Consider the following 23,035-nt stretch of genomic DNA (forward strand, 5'->3'; position numbering starts at 1 on the left):
TGCCCGGCTTTTCTGGTTAATTAGACTCAACGGGAATGTTTTCGTGGTTATCTTGTTTACGGTAATAAATTTCTTCACGGTCCACGTCTATCTGTGAAGGTGCTTGAATCCCAAGGGCAATATTTCCATTACGAATAAAGAGAACTTTAATTTTGATCTGGCCTTTATCGATGAAGATTTGCTCTCCGATACGGCGTGTAAGTACTAGCATGGTTTAGCTCCAGTTATTATTAATTTTTCAGCATCTGCTTCATGGCAGCGAGGTGTAGTTTTGCAGTTTCGAGACTTGATGGGCGTCGTTCCTCTTTCACTCTTTCAGGTATAGGTACTCTGCGTGCCTGTGTGGCTCTACAACTTTCAGCAAACTGAGGTAGTGAAGGGGGGTAGTTTTTTTGTTCGCGATATACCACCAATACATCTTTAAAAATTTGATTATCAAATCGCTTTAAGCCCTCGGACCATTCCTGTTTTGCTAGTAATAGCAACTCTTCAGTTCTATAGTTGTTCCACCAAAGCTGCCCATAAATAGCGCCCAGGCGAGTAAATAAAATATCTATTCGCAAATCGTAGGTTGATGATGTTTGTGATCTAGTGTTCATGCTATCCCTCTTACTGAATTGCTTTGATGTCATCGAAGTCGAGGTGGGCTCCTTGACCGCAGGATGCCCAGAAGACATCGAAAGTATTTTTTGGTGTATGACTTCGTTGGCTCTTTTCATTACTTACTGACTCCTTTGTTGTTTGTACTGTTAGAACCTGATTCCAGCTTTCCTGAGCTAACCAATTGGCAGGGTATTTCCAATTAGGAACCCATTCTCCTTGCTTCTGCAGTTGCTGATGGGCCGTGATTTGTTGTTTTAGGGCGCTCATCATTTTGACGAATAAAGCCTTGTCAGGATTAACTTTAAGAAATGCATTCCAGGTTTTATGTTTGTCTGCGGGTTGTGGATAACTTTGCCAAAATGTTTCAAATTGTTCGCCTAAACAAACAAGATCAAGATCTGAGTTATGAGGTGTGTCGGGTTTTACAGTTTCACCTGTGTTGGGTTTTGCTAATTTTTGAGTGTAATAACCTGAAATATCGTTATTTTTTCTCTGATTTACTGTGCCTGATTGCTGTGTCGGCTTTGTGTCGGGTTTATTTTGGTCAGGAATATCTGAATTGGCTAAAAGACACTTTAAAATGAGGTGCATATCAGCAGACTGAATCTGGATTAATCCTGCCTTTTCAAGACCTTTAATAATCCTGCGTAATTGTTGTCGGCTTGGACTGCCAGAGTTGGTAATACCTTGATGTGGCTCAACATAAAGTGCTTCAGATAGCGACTGATAACTTATTCGCCGTTTAACCCCACCAACAATGAAGGTTTTACGATCCATGTAAGGTCTTATACCTATTAAATAAGCGACTTGTTGAACATAAGGAAGGCCAGCTAATGCCGATAATTCCTGAGAGTTTATAAATAAAAAATCCATATTAAATCCATCTTTCTTGTTGTTACATTTGATATCAACCAGCATCAATCGGTATAAAATAATTAAACATATTGTTTAATTTATGATTTATATTTGCGTGTTTGATTGATAGAGTCAATGGATTTTTGGGGGTGTTATTAAATGAACTTAATTGAACCTGAAATTTATCCTGTGCTCGCTAAAGTGAGAAGAAAAATCCTGAGGCACTAAAGTGGAATTCCATAAATTCGTCGTTATTAGAGCAAATAGATTATCTTATAAAACATCGGGATGAGATGAAAAAAGTGGGATGTCTATGGATGGAGAAGTACAGTAAATGCCCATCCTGAGTGCAGGAGTATTAGCAAATTAGGCAGTCCCGTGGCATTCGCGTGTGGTTAAGCAAAATTTTACTTTGCCATATGAAGATATTAATCCAGTAGAAAGCTATGCCCTATAATAAATATATCTTTAGAGCTATTTACATATTATGCCTACACCATCCAAAGATAAATTAAAAAATATAGCTGAGCCTGCTCATATTCCAGGCGTAAGTTATGCATATGTCGAACCCAAAGAAGGAAGCGGGCATGAATTTTCAAGCACTTCACTCGCTGTTGGAAAAACTACAAATGCTGGTCAGGATGAAGTAGATAATGATACTCAATTTCCAGCATCTTCACTTAGTAAAATTGTATTTACATATTTAGTGTTACAGTTGGTCAAGGATAAGCAAATCGATTTAGATGAACCATTACTTCCTATAATGCAACAGAAAGAACGGGAATATGAAAGATTAAAGGTAAACGGTGCCTATCCTGAGAAAGCTATGCAATTAACAGCCAGACATGTATTGACACACACTACTGGATTACCCAATTTTGGGGCAGGGTCAGATTTATCTTCTCCACTATCCTTTGATGATAAATCAGTTCTAGGCAAGGGATATTCTTACTCAGGCGAAGCTTTTCTTTACTTACAAAAAGTCATTGAAACAAAAACAGGTAAAGATTTAGAAACCTTAGCTCATGAGCATGTCTTTAAGCCTTTAAAAATGAAACACTCTACGTTTTTACCGCAACCAGATAGCAGAACCAATATTGTATCAGTTCATACTGAGCTAGGGGAGCCGACATCAATCTATGAGAGCATCCCAAATCTTAGGTATGATCTTAAATTGATGTCATCATTGTCTGATCTCAACCAGTCTGAAAATGGTACAATTTATTTATCTGAAAATCCCTGTAAATACTACGTAAAAGGAATGAGTGAGCCAGTGTCCTTTCCTCCAGAAATTGATTTAACAAACCTGGCAACTAAACTGAATAATCCCTCATTCAAACGCGATATCTTAGAGATAACATCAAAAGCAGGTCATACCCCTCATCTTAATGCCGCCGGTACACTACTTACAACAGCCGAAGATTTTTCAAAATTCATGACCGCTTGGTTAAAAAATATGGACGATCCTACTTTCCAACAAGCATTTGAGTTTGAAACGAGTTTCGCACTTTCCGATTTGACACCTGAAGAGTTCAAGCGCCTAAGCAAAGCTGATAACACTTTAAAATACCTCAAGAATGCAACAGATGATAATTATAAGCGTGTTTCTTTCAGCAAAACGGAATTTAATGACTTAAAACGTGTAATAGACGAATCTACCCAAACAGAAATCAGGGCGTTTAGTGAGAAACTTGTGCCAACAAGGGTTTACAGCATTACGGAAACCTGCGGCCTAGGCTGGCATATATATAAAAATACAGATAATAAGGTAATCGCTTATCAATATGGTGAAAACCTTAATACACGAGCTTTTATGGCTATCAATGTCACAGATAAGAAAGGTGCGGCATTCTTTACAAATTCTGAACAGGGGATGAGTATTGCAACTCAAATATTGAGTTCTCCTGATTTAGCGCCTATTGGTGAGACACAAGCATTATTTGAAAAAATGCCTCAATATCCCCAAAGTGATAAGCCAGGATGGAAAGAAACCCTGGAAGGAATGATCGCGGAAAAGCAGGGTGATAGTAGCTCAGCAAATACGGCTTGAATTTTAAATGACACGTCTGCCTTTACATTCTCGGACAGCCCCAGCTGATTAAGAATGGCCAGTGCATGCTGCTTTTTGTCATCAGGGAGGCTTGCTGTATTTATTTTAAGTTGCCCAATAGCTGCACTGATCATAGCATCATAAACATTCAAGTTAATATGTTCTTCAAGGCAAAGCTTACCCAACTCGTCAATAGCGTCAATAAAGCTGCCCGGCAACCTGATTCTAAAATCTTTTTGTTCAGACAGTGCCTTTGTAGAGAAGTAATGCTCAATCGCCTCCAGATTATTCATGTAATGTTTTAACTCAATGGCTTCCTCCTGGCTTAATTTATCCCAGCTGTCAAATTCATTGCAGTGATTTGCTTGAAATGAACCATAGGTTGTCTTTTTATCAGCTGATTGCACATGAACTCTAGGCGGTTTGTTCATGTTTGCCTTCACGGCAAACGATAATTTTTTCATGAGGCGGCCTCCTGTTAATACATCCCCTTAAAGGGGGATGATATCAGTATTTATAATTCGGTATTTTTTCAATTCTATTATCTATGAATTCAACGAGTTGATCGCAATAAACCCCCTTCATCGGCATATAGGGAATTTGTGGCCATATGATCATGTCTTGAAAATCTTTATTCAAATAAAAAGAAATATTGTATAAGTCTCGGGCTTCATCCAGTTCTATACACACAAAACCATCTAAGTAACGCGCGTGAACTCTCATTGCGAGAGCGTTATCTGAAAGCTCATACCATTTAGATACTCCCCACGACCAGACGATCGCTTTGTTGGTATGGAGCAGTTGTTGTTGAATATGTTCTGGAATAGTCATTGTGTTCTCCTATGTTTTTACTATTGGTCATGAAGACAAGAACAGTATAACAAACCCCAAAACATTATCAACTTATTTGATAAACTTTGTTTGTCAATTAAGTTGATAACATATCTTGACATGCATTCGTTTTTTTGCGATACTGTATCTGTTCCTTGAGAACAATAGTAAAAACATAGGAGAACAACATGTTACCCGTATTATCAAAAGAAAAATTATTCCAATTAGCGCCATCCATTTTCACACAAGCAAAATCTCATCAAACGAGTGCCAAGTACTCACCCATCTCAACCGAGCAAGTTATTGACAAACTGATGTCAGAAGGGTTCTTCCCCACTTGGGCAACTCAAACCAAAAGCCAGAACCAAGAATCAAAAGTATTTGCAAAACACATGCTTCGTTTTCAGCGCCATGATGTCATGCAAAATAATCTGGGACTTTACCCAGAACTGGTTCTTATTAATTCTCATGACGGTTTGTCATCCTATCGCTTAATCGCGGGTCTTTTTCGTGTTGTCTGTGGTAATGGACTGATTGCAGGACAATCGTATGACGAAATCAGAATTAAACATCAGGGTGATGTGATCGGAAATGTTATTGAAGGCACCTATAAGGTGATAGAAACGGCGAATAACATGCTTGATGCATCGGACGACATGGCTTCAATTCATTTGAACGATGAGGAAAAAATGATTTTTGCCGAAGCAGCTCATTCACTAAAATTCTCGGATACAGAGGGAGGCATGAGCGTTAATCCTCAGAGTTTATTGCAACCAAGGCGTTATAGGGATCAAACAGATAATGATCTATTTACCGTGTTCAATATCCTTCAAGAAAATTTAATTAAAGGCGGGATCCGTGGCCATCGTTTCAATAAATACGGTTATACCACTCGTACAAAAACCAGAGAAGTAAAAGCCATTGATCAAAATGTCAAATTAAATCGTGCCTTGTGGACTCTTACTGAAAAAATGATGGAAATAAAAAGATAGTTTTTGATTGGTGAACAAAGGGCTCCCCTTTGTTCACCTCATAAGCTCGAAAACAAGAAATCCAATTTAAGGACATTCATGAAAATAAGATTATATCATGGTCGCAAAAATCCTGATCAAGAAATGGATGATTGGGGGTTTGAAGGCGCAACACTTAATGGTGTTGAGGGGATTATATGGACTTATGGAGTGCCTAGAGTTTTTTTTGTTAATGAAAATGCCTTGCAGATAGCCAAAGATTTGACGGGTTGGGATGAATTGGGAGATGGTTTAGAAATGCATGTTTATGAGGATTTAATTAAAACGAAAGAGGGGTACTTTGGGGATTGGGAATTAATTTAGATTGCAGTGACATTTGTTGAACTTTGGTTATAAACGCTAGTGTATAGTTTATTACTTTGATTACTGATAGCCTCTACAAAAGCCTCAATTGATAAGATCATAATAAAAATTGAGATCTTATCAAATTTTTACGCCATTTATTCGTTATATTAATGAATTAATACAGTCCTAAATCTAACTTAAGCAATTGTACTTTTCCTAAGATTCGATTTTTGCACTAATTCCACAACTTTCCGTTAATTGATATACAGAGCAGATCGCTAATAGCGATTGCTAAATGGATCATAGCTGCTGCTCTCAAACGTTGAATGACGATGGTAATCATTATTCCAATAATTATCCCTGTCGGATGCACTAGAACCGATTGAATTGCCCATGCTATCCAATGCTCCTATCATGGGTAAACCCGTTGCAGGATTATACTCCGTTTGTTCCATTTGGTTCGTTCCCATTTCCCGATGCAAACGACCTGCTTTGTGATCCTTATAATTTAAATAAGTGATCCCTACAAAACAAAAGAAGAAAAAGATTGGCAGCAAGATCATATTAAATTCCATTTAATCATTATTAATTTATAGTAAAGAAAATCATATAGCGAGTCAATCACAAGCGCGCAATTGATATGCGCTCAAAAAGTAAATAATTCTCAACAAAAAAACGGCCCCCCAAACAACAAGAAAGACAACAACTATAAAAACAAGCACACCTTTCGCATTAGAATGCTAATTTGTAACCTATTGAATTTTATCTTAAAAAACACCTTTATTCATTTGTCTTGGGAAAATAGTTTTTGCTGTTCTGTGAATAGTCAACATGTATTACACGATGGCTGGAAAGTGACACCATTTTAATCAGCCCGGTGCATCACAAATACATCATCACGAATCCCTAGTGCAGCATTTCATTTTAGAATACAATGTTGGCTTAGGCTATTATGCAGCACCCATGCATCAGCCAGTTCATCGCATGTGCATCACGGAATAATATTGTAAAAGGAGATTTCCATGCCTCGAGTCACCATCACTTTACCCAATGCGCTTTATGCAAAACTCATAAAATATGCAGGCGATAATGATGATTCGCTTTCATATACTATCACCAAAATGACCGAAATTGGATTGATGGTGACTGAAAAAAGCCAGGAGCCCAACAGCGCAGAAGACCAATTTTCTGAAATCGAAAAGCACTGCTTTAAGCTCATGATCCAAATGAATGCGCTGTTAAAAAATATAGCGTCTAAACAAATGGACTATGGCCAGGAGGAGTTTAAAAAATTGATGGATTTATCCATTAATAAATACCAGGAACTCATGGGAATTGCACCAGAAGAACTCTAGCGATGGCAATTTAAATCTCCATATCCATGCTTTTCTGCTTGCTATCAAAGTGTTCCATTTGCTTGGATTCTGATACTTTTTGAGGCGTGTTATTCGCTTTATCAATTGTCGAGTAAATGGATTTCAAATGGTCTCTATTGTACGCTTCTGGCCTGACCATTTTAGGGAGCAGATTTGAGCCCTCGGCGAAATGCTTCACGTACTGTTCTAATTGATTCGATTTTTCATTGTGGTGCCGTATCACTGTTTTATGCAGGGGTTTTTCTTCCATTAAGCCGAGCTGCTGTTTCACCTGGTTTAAGCCTTGGAGTTGATGAACATCATTCCAGTCGGTTTTTTCTCTTCCCGCAATAGTGTTCGGGATAATAAGCTTCGATATTATTCCCTTCGTTGCTAAAAACTCTCTTGCATCCTCTGTTATTTTTAACGTGTCATTCTTAGCTGCGGAATCATTATCACCTGCAATAATCACTTCACCGGGATAGAGTGTTTTAATAAGCTCGTTTAAGTTTTTCAAGTTGGATAAGCCAAAGGAAACCAGCACACTGGCCTTAGGATTTGCCATGGCCAGTGTGGCTCCCGTCTCAGGTCCCTCTGCTAAATACAGCGTTCCAAATTTTTCACCTTTTTGCAGTAATCCGGCACTCCCTTCTATTTTTCCTTTGGATAGTTTAGCAGTCTCCATAAAGGTATTTTTTCTACCCGTTTTCTCGTCCAAATAGATTCGTTGAACACCTGTGATTTCCCCTTTGGCATTCTTGGCTGCTATTAACAGCGCGGGTATTTTATTCGTTTTATCATAAAGATTTCCATTATCATCCGTGGCTTTCCAGGAAGCACCTTTGGGCCAAAATAACACATTGAGTTGTTCTGGATTTTCAATGCCACGATGCGCTTTTAAATAGGTTTCTGCCAAAGTACCTGAAATAGGAATACCCCCTTTCAGAATACTTTTTGCGGAGATAATTCTATTTTTTTCTTCTTTTACGTCGATTAGATCCAGTGGCTTTTCTTTCCGCATGGGTGGACAACTGGCTACTCCTGAAATCCCGGCAATTGCAGCGCCTTCTCTTAAAGCCTCCTGAAAGGACAAGCCTCGCTCTTTCATAATGGCCGAAAGCGGATTTCCCCCATGTCCTTCTGAAAAATCATACCAAAACCCTGCCTTTTTTCCTTTCAATGAGACAATAAGCCCCCCTGAGAAGCGCATTTCTTTTGAGTTGATTTTCTTTGGCTCCCCAAAGATAGCGCGATACGTCTCGATAGGATTTTCGGTTAATGCGTCAATAATCCTTGTGGCATCGAAGAAAGCCCTCGTTTCTCCTGGCAGAGTCTTGCTCGTTGTTTTGTCAGCGGTCCAATTCTTATTGGAGTGACCATTTAGTTCATACCGACTCAACAAACGCTTCTGCGATTCGGTAAAATCTAATGGTGCCTTCAGCTCGTCAATGGCAGAGTGATAAAGGGCCTCCTTTTGAGCGATGCGATGTAAATTCGTTTTTAATGCTGTCCAGGCGTTATGCCAGCGGGCCGATTCGGGCTTACTCATACCCTCTATACGAATTTCTAGTTGTTTAAAAAGTTTATCTTTGGTTTTGTTTAATTGAATAAGGGTCTGTTTACGGGCGGCATGCTGTTTTGCATGCTGTTCAATTTTACGCGGATCTAGCCTTTCCCGCTCACAGAAACCTTGCATTGACGCATTGCGATGTATTTTATAGGCCAGGTTGTCTCGTTTGGCAGTTAATTGCTGGGCTTGAATCATACGGTGTTCATGGGCTTTCTGGCCTTGTGCCTGCAATGAAAAGATATTTTTCCAAGCGTTACTGGCTTTTTGACTGATCTGTTTGTAGTGGAGGACGCTGCGAAAATCACTCTTTTGCGCTTCACTGAGTTCATTGATAAAGACGCTTCGCGCTTCAATTCGGATGAAGGTATGTAATGTGTTTGTATTGACGCCCAATGCCTTTATAAAGGGATAGTGGCCTTTGATATCCGATGCGATGATCAAAGCGGCCTCTTTTTTCTCCTTAAAATTTGAAACGAGTTGTTGAAATCGGAGCACCGTTTCCCGTTTATCATGGTTAGCTGCTTGTTTCAGCAATTTGTTCTGATCTATTTTTAGGAAGCTCACTACTGTATTAGCGGAGGGATTGCCGAGAAGATTAGACGCAATCTGATTTCTTAGTGTGGCAGCCCTTTGCTGGGCTTTCTCAGCGGTCTCTGGGAGTTCCTTTCCTGTCTCTAAGGCATAAAGAGAACTGGCATAATGAACAGCTAGTTCTTTATTCAGTGACTGATAGGTTTTAACGGTATCAAAAAGCGCTTGCTCCTCAAGATTAAGTCCCTCTCTAAAGAGATCTTCTTCCCGCTTTCTAGCCTGTTGGTTGATTTCACGCCATAAGCCATCGAGCGGTTTGTTAGTCTTTTCAGCGAAACGAATTAAATGCGGATGAATCGCCTTGGACTGGTTTTTAAGCATTAACGCAAGTGACCCTTTTGCTTTACCTTCCTCTTCATTGAAAAAAGAAGCGACAGTGAGGCCCTGTTGGTGTTTTTCAGCGTGGACACTTAAATTCTGAAGCCTCGCATAGGCTCTCTCCTCTCCTTTTTCAATACGGTATTGCGAAATGCCTAAGCGGTTGAGTTTGCCAATTGAAAAATGGTGCAAAGAAGTGATGTACTCTTCAATTCGTTCGGTGATGCGATAAGCGAGTGCGTTTCTGGTTTCAGACCACGCCGTCGCTTTTGATTTTTGCAAGGGGCTGCGATTTCCATCATGCACTGATTTCCAGGCTTTCTGGGTATTTAAACAGGCATTAAGGTATGCTTTAACCGTTAACGCTTTTTCTCGCTCCTCAGGACTTAATCCTTTTAGCCACTTCATTGTGGCAAATTTCAATGCGTCTTCTCGTATGACGCTTTCAGAAATCCCCAATTGGTGCCTTGCCATTCGCCTAAGCGGCTCATCGGTGGCGATTTGCCAGGCCATTTTGTAAGCCGGTGCAGTTTTTTGTTTTTCTTTCGCCTCACTGTAGTCATTAATAAGTGTCTGGCTTTGTTCCATCCCCTCATCATTTTGCGCTTTCTTCTGGGTAATGGCGTTCACATCAATGGCCTTTTGATGAGTAGCAAAGTGCTCTGTATGGCGTTTCAGTAAGTCACTATTTACATAGTCCAGAGCCGATTTTTTAGTGTCGTGATTATATTCAAGGGCTTTGAGCAACTGATTCTTGTCATCCGTAATGAGCGTCATGCGAGAAATGGCTCGAGAAATTTGCACGTAATAATTTCTCAATGTCGCTGAAAATTGGTTATAAGACTCGATTAATCCCAAAGCATAGTGCTTATCCTTCCCCTGAACTTTCATATTGGTTAGCACATACCCATGATCCAAATGCTGTAATTCGCTTGCATCAAGGGGAAATATTTTTTCCTCATTGTTTTTTTCAAAACAAAGCGTCATGGTTTTTTCATCCATTGCCTTGATAGAGGCTAACGAGGAATTCACAAGCCCTGCCTGGTTGTTATTTCGAGTCACCAACACCTTATCTTGAACACAAAGTCCAAGAGAGCTTGCTTCATAAAACTCAATGGGTCGGTTTAATCCCGCACGTGTGGGCTTATACTGGGGTAATTCTTTTAAATAAAGGGTGACCGAGCGCCCTTCACTATTGATGAGAGGTATCGTTTTATTCTTTTGATGCATTGCCGTCATTATTCCAACCGTTAAATAGTCCCCTGGTTGAATACGGGACTTCGGCAGCTTTAAATTAAAGCGCAGTACATCGCCCTGCTGATAATATTGCGTATGATGATATTGTACTTCTTCAATTGGCTTCGGTTTTAAGGTATTGATAACCTGCTCTGGACCCGTTAAGGTTCCTTCTTTCTTTAAGTGGTGTCGGATTATGTGTGTAATATCATGGCGGTTTTTGTGGGTTGGCGCAAAAACAAGCGTTCTTTCGCGAACCGAATGCGATAGATTTAACCAATGATGAGCAATCGCCTCAATTCGTTCATCATGCGTTTTAAATTCCCGTACTTCATCGAGTTTTTGAATCGACTCATAGCACTCCCTGTTTATAGCATCTCTCACAGCCCCTCGGGTTTTTTCATTGGTTTGTCGAATAATATCGGTCATTTTCACGGTGGCCATTCCATAGGCTTGCGCTTGGCCAAAAATGCGGCCGCACTTCACGCTGGAAAGCTGATCATCATCGCCAATTAACAATAGTCGTGCCCCTTTTTGCTCGATTAACTTGATCAGTTCGTGACCCTGAATGGTCGACAGCATGGACGCTTCGTCTAGAACATAGAGCGTATTTTTTAATGAATTATTGCCCGCTTTCAAAAGCTCCTGGTGAACGATTGGAAAGACATCAGAGCGAATTCCCGCTTTATCACGAAGCTCGTTTACTGCACTGCTGGTAACCGCTAGCCCTCTTAAAGACCATCCTTTATCGCAGGCTAATGTTTTGGTTAATTGCAGCATGGTCGTTTTTCCCGTACCGGCATACCCTTGAACGGCATTGAAGCGGTCGGTTGACGTAAACACATGCATCAACGCGCTTTTCTGGGATGCGGTTAAAGGAAATGGGGAATTGGTTTCATGGTTTTTTTGCGCCTGCAAGACCGCATGTGGATTGGCTATCGGTTTTAATAGCCCCTGATTGGAGTCAATACGGGCTAGGGTTTCTGTTTCTATTGTTAGCCCCCAGGGGGTAGTCAGCATAGAGCGCTTAGTAATGGGATCTATTGCCTGATAAAGCAACCCATTTTTAATATGCGTCTCAATCATTCTATCAATTACGGCAATGGGAACCACTGTGGCACCTGTTAGGCTATGTTTAAGGGCCGCTTCCTTTAATTGCCTCACTTCAAACACACTGGTTTGTTGGGAAAGTGTCTCTATGGCAACAAAGACAGCTTCCTTTGCTCTCAATTCAGTTAAATCCTGTTTTCCATAAAAACGCTCAAGCAATTTTTCTTTGATCATTGTGAGAAAACCAGCGGCCTTGTGGGGTTCAGCTAAATCCTTGTGTGAAGTAATAAAGGCTGACGCATCGAAGCCCAACTGTTCAGCGCGCTGTTTCCAATCCGCTTGTAAAACGGCCATATCATACTCTTCCTTGGCATTTCGGGTTAAAAGCGTCGCCTTGCTAGCCAGGCGTGCCCCTTCCCAGCCTTCTTCCTGCATTTTTTCTTCAATGGCTTGGCGGCGCGTGGAAAACGCTTTTAATACCTCCTGGGGAATCCCTTCAATTTCAAACATTCCTTTTCCAACGTCTCGAAGTCGATACCCTTGCTCTTTTAATAAATTGGCGAGTTCTGTGCGGTATAAAATACCGGCATAGGTCACATGCTGTTGTAATTGCTCAACAACCCCAAAATGAGCGTTGATGTCGGAAGCCAGCGAACGGGCCTTTCCATCTTCGAGGGTAAATGTCAGATTCATTGTGACGCAATGCGTATGCAAAGCGGGATCATTGGCGCGTGAAGAAGGCTGCCTGAACGCTGCAACCACAAGATTTCCCGTATCGACATAATGCACTTTGCCCTGAATGACCACACGGGCCTGCGCAAATTCTTTTTCAATGAGACGAAATGCCTTTTCAACCGCCTTGTCGTGAAGAATGGATAGATTGGGGTCGGCGCCTAATCCAGATAAAATGGATACACTTTTAGGGGCTGAAAAGGTCATGTCAAACCCAGGGCGGTGTTCCCCTTTTTTATTTTTTAATGTTTGACCATTGGGTAGTTTCCCTTCCAGAAGCGCTAGCATTTGTTCTTTTTGCACAGTCCCGGACAGCCCCAATTGCACACTGCCCTGCCCAAGCCACCGTAACGCCTGGGCATCACCGGCATAATAATTAAATGCAGCCGCATAATAGTCTGCAGCACCCTGTGCTGATTTAAGTGGTTGTATGCTTAACATGGCTTCTTCCTTGCCTTAGACTTCAAACTCGACATCCATGGGTTGTTTGTAGCGTTGCTTTTTGACACCAGACTCATTGTCGTTCCCGGCGTTCTTGCTCTCTTCAATAACCTGCTGCATCGCTTGAGCCATGGTGAATTCGCGTTCTACAAACCCTTTGAAATACTTGGGCCTCTCCTGATGTTTTAAGGTGAGTTGAGTGATGGGATAACTTCCTGGCAAGCGCACAAAGCAATTTAAATCGTTAAGCTCCAAAATCTGGGGATAGGAAACAATCGGGCGTGTCACTCGTTGGCTACCAAGGGAAATACCATCCCGAATACTATTGGCGCCATAGGAATAGTTTTCCCGCGACTCTTCAATTTCTTCCTCACCAAGTTCGCTGGCCACAAGACGCGCCATATCAGCGCTTGGGCTTCTAAAGAAAAACCGCGTGTTTAATAAATCAAATAACTCTTTAGCTCCTCCCGATTGGCCATAGACTTTGGTAAGCTGTGAAAAGCTTTGCATGCCTAATAAAAAACAACCCCCGAATTTTCGGACTTCCGCAATGGTTTCACCGAGCAGAGGCAGCTTGTGCAACGAAGGCAACTCATCGCAGATAAACCATATACGCCGCTCGGGATTTGGAGTGAGGCTTAACAGTGTTAAAGAAGCCATGGCCAGCCACATAGACATTAACGGTTTTAACGACTTGTGTTGCTCGCCATTGGAGGAGATGAAAAGCCACCCTTTGTTATCCTCCTCCAAAATATAATCCCGTATGGAAAATGACGGATTCGATGAGGTATTAAGACCGGATAAGGTGGTGAGTGATTTTAAATAGGTGGTAATCACCGAGCGAATGGAAATGGCTGTTTTCTCTATTTTACCGCTGACCAACGTTGCTGCTGCCGTTCCCTTGAGATAGTCTTCTAATTGCGTAAACTCACCGGTGAGTAATAATTTAAGCAATTTTTCAATCGAGCGATCGTTATCTTTGCGCATTTTGGCAGCCACTGAAGAAAATACAGTGCGTGCTGCATTCACCCAAAAGGGATCGGATTCCCCGTGCATTGGAATGAGGCTTTCTGCCATGTTTTCAAAATCGGAATCACGAGGCGCTTCTAGCCACATGTCCCAATTGGGGCATCTGGCATCAAAGGGATTTAAAATGACATCGTGATTCGCGTCAAAATAATGGGGAATCAAGGCACAGCCCTTGTCATAGACAATCACTCGATCCCCCCTTTTGCGTAAGGCATCCAGAATTTTCATGATCAGTTGGCTTTTTCCAGTACCCACGGTTCCATGCACTAACAGGTGTTGGACTTCGCTATGTGCTTTGAGCGGGAACCCATCGATGGTGATATCCGAGTTCTCTTTTTTCTCGATGATTTGCTGGCTTAGATGGTCGGCCGTATCGATACGGCTGCCTCTAATGAATTGATTGGCACGCTGCGCCTTGCCTCGTCGAACGAAATAAAAAGCGAGTAATAACCCTAGAACTAATGAGAGGAAGAAAGCGGCTAATGACGACTGTCCCAGTAAATCCAGCATGTGTTGGGCATTTGCTTTGTAATAGGGATAGTGCAACATTGACTCCACAGTCTGCCGGTAGAGTTTTCCATGAAAAGTGAGCGTGAATGTGTATTTTTTTCCTACCAGATTAAGAAAGCACGCATAATAATAGGCTAGTGCCTGGGTCAGATTCTCAGTGGTTGTCACCAGCCAAGTGATAATCCCCGTTAAAACTACCCATAAGAAAAGGCAGACCCAGACTAATGTCTTTGTAATTTGATCCCACATCCGAAGATTGTGAAAACTGATCTGACCACCACGGGTATAATGTTTGAAATTAGGCTCATCACGCATGACTCTTCTCCTCGCGTTTAGACAAAGCAGTGGCTACCCTTGCCACTGGAAAGGTTAAAATTGAAACGTTATGGTTTTAGTAATTACATTAAAGGGACGATGGATTGTCCTTGCCAAACCACCTTCGAATACAGGTCAATAAAATGCTTAGCCCTGCGCGATTGAATTCCATGTTCATCACAAAGTAGGTGACCATCCCACTGCTAAAGAAGGCAACACCTAACATAAAATAAAGTGCCGCCAATTCCGCGTAGCTGGCAAATATACTGGCCAAGAAAATAAAAACCCCTAAAAACAGCCAGGCACAACATTGAAGTTTTTTAACCAGTAAAGCACCTGTTTTAAGCTGGTTTTGCAAGTGATATTGAATGAGAAAATAGTGGATTAGAGACGGAATCAATAGAAATAACGCAGCTAGCGCCATCATTGAAGAAGCCAGCAGTGCGTCTCGAGTTTGCTCCCAATACAAACCAGGCGTTAAAGCATTTGGATGTGACTCAGTCAATGACACATAGTAAATGGCAAAAAAGAGCACTGTTCCTATTTTCCAAAACGCATTCCACGCCAGTTTCAATAAACCAGTGTAATAAGTCCTTGCTGGAATAATGTCTAATTCAAGCTGCATTAGTTGATTGATATCCTCGGCAATAAGCTGCTGGAGTTCGCTATGTTTCATGATCATTTATCCTTATGTAATCCACTGTCTCGAAGCATTTTCTCCGGCGCTATCAGGTTCTTTTGCGCCTCGGTTTTACCGCTTGCTAATCGTCTATTCATATCCTGCCCCAGCGCCTCCTGTTGATAATGAAGCACGTCTTTGCCCTCTCCGCTTTGTGTATGATTGTTATTAAGTTGATTAGAGACTTTTTGTTGTAACTGATTGGCTTGATGGCTAGCAAAGCCTACATCCAATTGCTCTGCATCACTGGCTAATTGATTGCTGTTTTTATGGAAATCCTTTGCCAGGTGCTGTTCTTTGCCAACCAGATGATGGCTCTCTTTGCGATACGATGAGTTAATACCTGCCTCCTGCCCTTGATTGCCAAAGGCCGAAATGAGCTCTTCGCGTTTATGGCTGAGAAACTGCTGTCCTAGCACTTGGAGTTGATCAAGCGAGTGCAAATCGCCTGGATGGCTGTACAGTGTATCGCGGGCTGACTCACCAATTTGACTGGCCACATAAGCGGGAAATACCTGATCCATGTTCTTGTTGATTTGAGCACCATGTGATTCAACATAGCTTCTCGCATGACTAATTCGTTGTGCACGGTTTAAGCTCGCATCCACATTCTGGCTTGACGTTTCGGCATCCCGTAAATCAACACCCAATTGATTGCTAAGACTGGCCGCTTTGGAATGACTTTCATCAAAATGATGATGCTTGGCAAAATGATTCACGTAGTTGAGTGCCTCATTAAAATCATGGGCTTCGCGTGCAGAAAGTGAATGGTCAACACCGGTGTGATACCGGTCGCTACTGGTGGATGAGCGCTCAAATTTGGCATGCACATCAGCGCCTCCATGAAGCCCTGTTCCCCACTGGGCGAATTTTCCAAAAATGCTTCGTTCACTTTTCACCCCAATTTGTGCACCGAATCCACCACTGGTTAAATGGGCTAATGCATCCTCTTTGCTCATACCTGTTTTACTAGCCACATCCTCTGCAATATGACTAATAGTCGACAATGCCTTGCTGTATTGCCCCGTCTCGCTTTCGGATACCCCATCCCCCAAACGCATATCATGCCCGGCTAATTGCGATAACTGCAGGGCACGATGGGCGAAATTGGACAACGACTTTTGATAATGGGCGGATTCATTTCGAGCCATTTGGGTGGATTGCTCATAGGCCTGATTCAGCGAAGCGCTTAATCCTTCTTGCGCATTGATGGATAGAGCACTTTTCGTCATGCCAGGACTGACATCAAAGACTCGATCCCCACTGCCCGTAATGGTCTTTAAAACACCACTTCCCAATTGTTCCGTATGCATCCCATGCAACTGCGTCCAGTTGGAATCGTGTTTGTTGGCTGAGAAATTGTTGGCCGTGGTATTATAAAAGCTGGTCTGTCCAAGGCCAAAGGAGCCGCTTGCGGCTTCGCCTGCGACCGACATGCTAGATCCTTGCATATGGCTCATCATGCTGGTGGCCAAGTTGCTAAAGGCGCCACCTAAATTAGACATCAAGCCATGCGACAAGAAAGGAATAAGCATCATCATATAACCACAGGCCCCAGAAATATCCGCATGCAGTTCATCAATCTTATCCAGATTAACCATCGTAAACTGGCCATATTCAGCGGAGGAGGAGGCCCCATAAATGGTCATACCTGCATTTAAGATTGCGAAAAGGACTGGCCATAATTGCAATGACATAAAAAACTGCATATACCCATACAGAATTTTTGCTCCACCGGGTAAGGTGGCTAGGGCAACAATCAAAGGAAATACACCAAACAATAAAAGGGTTAGACAAGTGTGAGTAATCGGTAGGATCCATAAGGCTTTTTGGCCAAGCACTTCCCAGCTCCATCGGTGTTGCACCTGGGACTTGGTAAATTGTTGATTCACAATACCTGCGGTTGCATCGGTAAACGCCTGATAATGCGAGACCCCATCCCCCATAGCGTTAATCATCATGCTTTGTAAAAAGATGTTGCTGGAGGAGTCGGTTAGTCCCTGGTAATAATTAAAGGCAGATTTAAGATGGGTGCTAAATAACGCTTCATAGGTGGTATCCTTTGGTTTTCCAAATAAATTAACCCCAAAAAAGCGGTAAGCGTTTTTAATTTCAGCATCGAGTTTTTTGCGTAAACTGTATTGACCATCCGGTTTGGAAGCTTCTTCACAAGTCACTAATTTCCCATTGACTGAAATCATGCGAAGCGGTGAGGCTTTTGCTGAAATGAGATTCCAGATGTCCGTGGAATGCGCTAAATCACCAACACTGTACTTTCGGTTTAACCGAATATCCCCTACCACACACACACGAAAATACTCATTCATTTCTTCCTTAAGGACGGGATCTTTAATACGAAAAGAGGTTGACGCTGTAACCAGGCGCGAACCGAAAAGTGCCCCTGTTCGGGTGTATTGCAAATCATCTGGCATGGACAACAGCGCATCATAGGACTGCGCCAAGCCATAGCCAATCACTGTGAATAAATTGGCACTGATCGCAAAAACCACAGGCACATTATCTACTTGCGTTGGGATCTGCGAGGAGAGATCGTCAATTTGCACGGTAGTTTTAGGCAGTAAGACACAATTCACAAACAGGACACAACCTACAAACCACCGGGCAAAGGCTAGTGGATCCCGTGTTTTAAGATAACCGATAGTCGCCATCACGATGCCAATCAGTGCTGTAATTCGCAAAAGTCCTAAAAAACTGTCCTGTTTCATAAAGGTGCTAATGGCATTCAACACGTGTTGGAATAATTCACCCCAAGCCAAAACATGAATGGTTATCATCGAGGACTCTCCTTATCCGGCAGTGCTGTTCATTTGCGAGGCGACTTGCTTTTCAATCTGCGCCATGCGCTCAATCAAGGTTAGTTTTTCTTGCAGCTTGCGCCCCACCTTCGGATCAATCGAGGCCACGCGCGTGGTAGCTTCATTAATGCGCTTTTGAATTTCTTTGACCAGATCGGAATTTAATTCGGAGCCCGCAGTAGCCACACTCACCTCACGCAGTAACTCAGTGAGGTAATTGGTTAACAAATCCTGAGCAATAAGCATCGAATACTCTTCAATGTCTATTGCACTACTGCCGTAGTGCATGCTATTTAATACCGACAAAAATTTCATGACAGGCAGTGAGGTCATGCTTAAAAAATTTAGTTCACGATTGCCTGGTTTTTCGTCATTAATTAATTTGGTATTAATGGTGCGAATGATTTCTCGAACCTTGTAGGTGAGGGTAGATCCTTCCTGGATGGTGATATCCTGCAGACTCACCTGCAAGCATGGGCTGTTAGTGCCTACCTCTTTACAGCGCCATATTTTGGCCGTTCTCACGCCACTTCCAGTACCAAGGAGTGCGTTCACTAAATCAGCGTTTCCTGACAGTGAAGGGACATTAGTCACCTTCCCTTCTTTATCAATAATGAGTGTACCGGTTAAACTCATCACCATTTCAGCCAACTCCCTATCACTATTTAAGAAGGATTTCGCTTGCAACAGTGACCAGACCATATTTTTGTTTAACACCACCTGCTTTTGACGCTCGGGATCTTTGGATGCTTTATCCATGACGCTATCAAAACCATTACCAGAGCAAGCCATTCGTGCTTTCACGTAGTCACTGAATAACCCCTCTTTCCCCATCGCGGCTTGATCTTTACAGATTTTTTGCTGACTTTCTGCGGTTTTTGGCCAAATGCCGCCAACCATGTTTTGTGAAAGCTGGCAGGAATTAATGCTGGCCTGATTAGCCATCTGCTCTAACTGCTGCAAATAATCCCTGACCTGTTTAAGTTCAGGCACCGTAGAAGCCAGCATGACATCTACGGCATAGGCACCGGCATTGGTCATCACTGATTTGCCTAAATCCACTAATTTTTGTTCACTTAAAAAACTCATACTCCCCGTAAATAAATCAATACCGCCGCATCCAGCACGGTAACTCGGCAAATCTAATTGCACCAGCTGGTACTGGCGTACCTGATTGCGCGCATACAGTGAGCCGCCACCAAAAAATCCTGCGGCCTGGGATTCATAAGCAGCCGGCGAGGTCACATTGGACGCATAACCCATTCCGTTAAAAAAACTATCCAAATCTTGACCAACATTCGCTTGAGCAGTGGAAAAACAACCCAAAAAACCAAGGGCAATCACTAATTTTTTCATTACACGCCCCCTTTGAGCTCATAGGCTTTGATTTTCAAGATGAGCGCTTCCATGCGCTCGTTTAATTCAGTTTCTGTCATTGAGCCAAACCCCACCGGATACAAGGCGTTTGTTTTTGGATTAACCACAAAAAGCGCCGGATAATTAATGGCATTACCCCCGAAGGCCGCATTGATCCATTCGGTGGTTGCCGGTAAAAATTGTGGGAATTCAGGCAGGGGTTGATTGTCCAGGGCCAAGGGCAAGACGGCTGCTTTGTGGCGAGCGGCCCAGCTTTTTAATACCGGAGCAAACAGCCTGCAATGTGGGCATTCGCTTCCATAGAACAAAACGAATCCATGCGTATCAAAAAAATGTAGCCCTTGTGGATTAAGTGGCTTTTCCAATTGCTGTGCACCGCCTCCTTCGTGTTGGGCAATCAATTGAGTCAGCCATTGACTCCCTTGAGCTGAAACGTTTAAACAAACAAAAGCCAATACCACACTTAGAACTAGGCGTGCGCTCATCATTCCTCTCCTTTAAATTGGTGGGCCACCTGTTTGATGCGCTCCATCATTACATCCTGAGTGGTGAGACCGTAAGCAATAGGGGAAACCCGTTGGTTTACAGGATTTACCAACAGTAAGGCCGGGAAATAACGTACCCCCAGGCGGTTGGCTTGACCCTTATCTACTTTGGAGTTCAACAGTTCCGCAGAGGTCACGCCATCGACACTAACGGGCATCATCGAAAGCCCAAAACGCTTGCAAAAATCAACCACAATAGGGATTTGTTTTAAGTCATATAAGCTTTTTCCCCGATAGAAAAACAACAACCCATGGGATTTAGACAAGCGGTTGATTAGCTCTACTGTTTGGGATCCGCGCACTTCATCGGTGATTTTTGCACCCAGATTAGACGTAGGATGGGTCACCGCATAGTCATATTCGGGATAGGCCAACATCGTTTGCTGAAACAGTGATTTAAACCGTGACGATTCTTTAAGCCAGTAGTTCTGCAGGCTTAAGAATATGCGCATATCCTCCACTTTTTTGGTGTACCGTGCTTTATGTAGCGCTTCCATAGTGTAGAAGCGCAACACCGCATCGCGCTCAGTGAAACTCAGTTGATTAAAAGGGATGCCCCGAGGTGTCGGGCGCGGCACTTCAGCCCTGTTCTCTTTCAGGTTATACCATAAGAATCCTGGGGGCTTGGCAGCAAAGCCATCCCAGGTTAAAACGAATAAACAAAGTAGGACACAACGCCTAATGAGTGTAGCCATGCGCCTGCCCCTCCTGGTTTAATCGGTCAATGGCTGACTCGGTTTGCACGCGAAGTGCTTCCTCATTGGGTAGTTGACGACGGGATTGAAAATCCGCTTCAATGGCGGATAAGTCCAGGAGTGAAAAATCAATCCGTTCTAATTCTTCAGGCGTCATTCCTCGGCAATCCGGGGCATTGGTTTTATCATGGGCTTCACCAAAACCGATATGCAACTGGCCAAACCGGCCCTGAATTTGGAGTATTCCCGACAACTTTGACGGGAATACACACCAGGATTCTTTTTCCTCCAGGCATTCCACGGCTTTGTGCGCGCAATACGTGCCCACCTGGGCCGCACGCCCCTCCTCAATGGCTTGTGATAACCGCTTTTCTTCCTCGCGGCAGTTTAACAACCGTGCTTTACCGCCACAGCAATTGCCTACGCCAGCCACTGCAATGCGGCAACGGGCATTCTTGCCGGAAAAAATCTGAGGCATTCCACTGTCCACCTGCAACTGGGCCACTTCACTGGCCACACCGGCTAAGGCACCCAATCTTGCTATCCCTTCTGCCGCATCCTCACTCGCTTCCTCTTGTGACGCATCGCATTCCCCATCCGCACATCCCAAATGGTGAAGACAGATAGTTTGCGAAGGGAAGCAGTGCTCACTTTGGCAGGCAAACGTTTGCTCATAACGGACACAAAATCCCGCCACGGCGTCCTGACAGCGCGAACCGGTTTGGGAACAGCCTGTGTTGAGTAAATCCTGGCAGTGACTTTCAATGCCTTGCTCACAAGCGTAATCACTGGCTATCCGCCAACAGGAACGGGTCACTGGCATGCCGTTAATCACCCGAGTTTCATTCGGATTGATGCAAGACGGCACGTTAGCGACGAAACAGTTTCCCGCCTTGCTTGCACTATCCAAGGCGCCACAGTCCTCTTTAACCCAGTGCTCAAGCAACTGCTTCTCAGTAATGGTGAATTGGATGGTCATTAGGGTGTCATTGCTAAGCGCGCGGGTATCTATCCGAACCACGGGGTTTTGACAGGTGGGCTGCGAGACCACGGGCAACAATATTCCATTGCTGCTCGCCGTTACCAGCAACTGGTGGCAAGAGGCTGTGGGAAAATATAAACTGGCCACATTACAATCCCATTCTAAGGGAAGACAAGTCATTAAGGGGACCGTAAGCGGCTCATCCCAATGCACTAAAGAACGTTGTTTCGATTGGCTAATGGAATTCACATCAATTTGTAAAGCTTCGCCACAGGCCTGATGCGAAAACTGGCGGATATCCTCACAAGTCCTTACCGTCTTTTCCACCTGGCATTCGCCTTCCTTGACATAGCATTGGCCGTCTAGCGCCTTATCGGCATGGTCAAGCAGTGTTTCAGCATATTGGCCCTCCTGCGATTTGGGATTTGCATGCACCCGAGGCCTCAGTCTTGCCTCCCTCATCACCATAGAGGCGGTTGCATCCTTAGACCATTGCAATGCCCCCTGCCCCTTTAATCCATCACTGCCCTCAGCTGGTGCCAGAGCCGTTTCTTTTGGGTTATCCGTATACTGCGGCAGGAGTAATCCCGGATTGAATTGCTTTAATTGAGCCAAGGCTTCATCTCTGGCATGCAGTGCATCATCCTGACCTTGTGCGTAAGCATTGGAAGCGAGCAGGAAAAGAAGTAAAATCCATCTCAATTGAATCATGGCCCAGTCCTTCTAATATCCTTCAGGCTAAAATCAACTTCCCCACGCCCGGCCATCCGTGCTAATCCTTCCTCAATGCTCAGATGACCATAAATCACATCAAAAGCGTTACCCTCCTCTACCACTAAAGCGGGTACTTGCTGAATGCCAAAACGCTCAAACAGCGTTGGATCAATATTTAAATTTAAATGAGGAATACGCTGGCTTAATGCCATCACCTTCAATGCCGTTTCTCGCATCGAATCCTGATAAAGGCCATTGAGATAGGCGGGGATGTGTAATTTAGCACTTTCCTTCAAGGTCTCTTGCAAAAGCGTTTCCGGCATGGAAAAACTCACCAATATAGAGACTTGTACTGCAAATGAGGTGGCGGTTATGAACAAGCAAGCCAATCCCAAAATTCCTTTTCTTAGCATGAAATTCTCCAG

Annotated in this window: 19 protein-coding genes; 4 read left to right on the forward strand and 15 right to left on the reverse strand. The window is 43.2% G+C overall.

Annotation, left to right across the window (positions count from 1 at the left end; translation table 11 throughout):
• Positions 1 to 16 precede the first annotated feature (16 nt).
• Genes LXA66_RS10295 through LXA66_RS10305 form a run of 3 tightly spaced genes read right to left on the reverse strand, consistent with a single transcriptional unit; the run spans position 17 to position 1,476 of the window.
• The gene (locus tag LXA66_RS10295) at positions 17 to 211 is read right to left on the reverse strand and encodes a carbon storage regulator (RefSeq protein ID WP_233013100.1); all 195 of its coding nucleotides are present in this window, start codon (positions 209 to 211) and stop codon (positions 17 to 19) included.
• A gap of 19 nt (positions 212 to 230) precedes the next feature.
• Positions 231 to 599: a Vir protein gene (locus tag LXA66_RS10300; RefSeq protein ID WP_233013101.1), complete on the reverse strand. Its 369-nt coding sequence runs from the start codon at positions 597 to 599 to the stop codon at positions 231 to 233.
• 10 nt (positions 600 to 609) lie between these two features.
• The gene (locus LXA66_RS10305) at positions 610 to 1,476 is read right to left on the reverse strand and encodes a hypothetical protein (protein ID WP_233013102.1); all 867 of its coding nucleotides are present in this window, start codon (positions 1,474 to 1,476) and stop codon (positions 610 to 612) included.
• A gap of 469 nt (positions 1,477 to 1,945) precedes the next feature.
• Here LXA66_RS10305 and LXA66_RS10310 point away from each other — a divergent pair, with 469 nt between their 5' ends.
• Entirely contained in the window at positions 1,946 to 3,508 is a 1,563-nt protein-coding gene (locus LXA66_RS10310; RefSeq protein ID WP_233013103.1) for a serine hydrolase, read from the forward strand.
• Here LXA66_RS10310 and LXA66_RS10315 read toward each other — a convergent pair.
• A complete protein-coding gene (locus LXA66_RS10315) occupies positions 3,412 to 3,972 on the reverse strand; it encodes a hypothetical protein (protein WP_233013104.1) in 561 nt (186 codons plus the stop codon). The two genes, LXA66_RS10310 and LXA66_RS10315, sit on opposite strands and share 97 nt — an antisense overlap.
• Before the next feature lie 43 nt (positions 3,973 to 4,015).
• Entirely contained in the window at positions 4,016 to 4,339 is a 324-nt protein-coding gene (locus LXA66_RS10320) for a hypothetical protein (RefSeq protein ID WP_058508507.1), read from the reverse strand.
• Between the two features lie 188 nt (positions 4,340 to 4,527).
• Here LXA66_RS10320 and LXA66_RS10325 point away from each other — a divergent pair, with 188 nt between their 5' ends.
• On the forward strand, positions 4,528 to 5,331 hold the full coding sequence (locus tag LXA66_RS10325) for a DUF932 domain-containing protein (RefSeq protein ID WP_233013105.1): 804 nt from the start codon (positions 4,528 to 4,530) through the stop codon (positions 5,329 to 5,331).
• A gap of 78 nt (positions 5,332 to 5,409) precedes the next feature.
• Positions 5,410 to 5,673 (forward strand): hypothetical protein, encoded by a 264-nt coding sequence (locus LXA66_RS10330; protein ID WP_233013106.1) that lies wholly within the window; start codon positions 5,410 to 5,412, stop codon positions 5,671 to 5,673.
• A gap of 260 nt (positions 5,674 to 5,933) precedes the next feature.
• On the opposite strand, the gene LXA66_RS10335 is transcribed toward LXA66_RS10330, so the two are convergent.
• Entirely contained in the window at positions 5,934 to 6,230 is a 297-nt protein-coding gene (locus tag LXA66_RS10335) for a hypothetical protein (protein ID WP_233013107.1), read from the reverse strand.
• A 447-nt stretch (positions 6,231 to 6,677) separates the two neighbouring features.
• On the opposite strand from LXA66_RS10335, the gene LXA66_RS10340 reads away from it, so the two are divergent.
• The gene (locus LXA66_RS10340; RefSeq protein WP_233013108.1) at positions 6,678 to 7,010 is read left to right on the forward strand and encodes a hypothetical protein; all 333 of its coding nucleotides are present in this window, start codon (positions 6,678 to 6,680) and stop codon (positions 7,008 to 7,010) included.
• 10 nt (positions 7,011 to 7,020) lie between these two features.
• On the opposite strand, the gene mobF is transcribed toward LXA66_RS10340, so the two are convergent.
• From mobF to trbC, 9 genes are all read right to left on the reverse strand, one after another.
• The gene (gene mobF, locus LXA66_RS10345) at positions 7,021 to 12,948 is read right to left on the reverse strand and encodes a MobF family relaxase (protein WP_233013109.1); all 5,928 of its coding nucleotides are present in this window, start codon (positions 12,946 to 12,948) and stop codon (positions 7,021 to 7,023) included.
• A gap of 15 nt (positions 12,949 to 12,963) precedes the next feature.
• Entirely contained in the window at positions 12,964 to 14,802 is a 1,839-nt protein-coding gene (gene traD, locus LXA66_RS10350) for a type IV conjugative transfer system coupling protein TraD (protein WP_233013110.1), read from the reverse strand.
• 88 nt (positions 14,803 to 14,890) lie between these two features.
• Positions 14,891 to 15,478 (reverse strand): hypothetical protein, encoded by a 588-nt coding sequence (locus LXA66_RS10355; RefSeq protein WP_233013111.1) that lies wholly within the window; start codon positions 15,476 to 15,478, stop codon positions 14,891 to 14,893.
• Positions 15,479 to 15,480: 2 nt separating this feature from the next.
• Positions 15,481 to 18,276 (reverse strand): conjugal transfer mating-pair stabilization protein TraG, encoded by a 2,796-nt coding sequence (traG, locus tag LXA66_RS10360; protein ID WP_233013112.1) that lies wholly within the window; start codon positions 18,274 to 18,276, stop codon positions 15,481 to 15,483.
• A gap of 12 nt (positions 18,277 to 18,288) precedes the next feature.
• Positions 18,289 to 19,653: a conjugal transfer protein TraH gene (locus tag LXA66_RS10365; RefSeq protein WP_233013113.1), complete on the reverse strand. Its 1,365-nt coding sequence runs from the start codon at positions 19,651 to 19,653 to the stop codon at positions 18,289 to 18,291.
• Positions 19,653 to 20,162, reverse strand: a complete 510-nt coding sequence (trbB, locus tag LXA66_RS10370) for a type-F conjugative transfer system pilin assembly thiol-disulfide isomerase TrbB (protein ID WP_233013114.1) — start codon at positions 20,160 to 20,162, stop codon at positions 19,653 to 19,655. Before trbB ends, LXA66_RS10365 begins: the two co-directional genes overlap by 1 nt.
• Positions 20,159 to 20,914 carry a type-F conjugative transfer system pilin assembly protein TraF gene (gene traF / locus LXA66_RS10375; protein ID WP_233013115.1) on the reverse strand — a complete coding sequence of 252 codons (756 nt, stop codon included), beginning with the start codon at positions 20,912 to 20,914 and terminating at the stop codon, positions 20,159 to 20,161. The genes trbB and traF overlap by 4 nt, the downstream gene beginning before the upstream one ends.
• Complete coding sequence (locus LXA66_RS10380; protein WP_233013116.1) at positions 20,898 to 22,607, reverse strand: conjugal transfer protein TraN; 1,710 nt, start codon at positions 22,605 to 22,607, stop codon at positions 20,898 to 20,900. Before LXA66_RS10380 ends, traF begins: the two co-directional genes overlap by 17 nt.
• Entirely contained in the window at positions 22,604 to 23,023 is a 420-nt protein-coding gene (gene trbC, locus LXA66_RS10385; RefSeq protein WP_233013117.1) for a type-F conjugative transfer system pilin assembly protein TrbC, read from the reverse strand. The genes LXA66_RS10380 and trbC overlap by 4 nt, the downstream gene beginning before the upstream one ends.
• Positions 23,024 to 23,035: the final 12 nt, after the last annotated feature.

This window comes from Legionella sp. 16cNR16C (assembly GCF_021297775.1).
Taxonomy (GTDB): domain Bacteria; phylum Pseudomonadota; class Gammaproteobacteria; order Legionellales; family Legionellaceae; genus Legionella_C; species Legionella_C quinlivanii_A.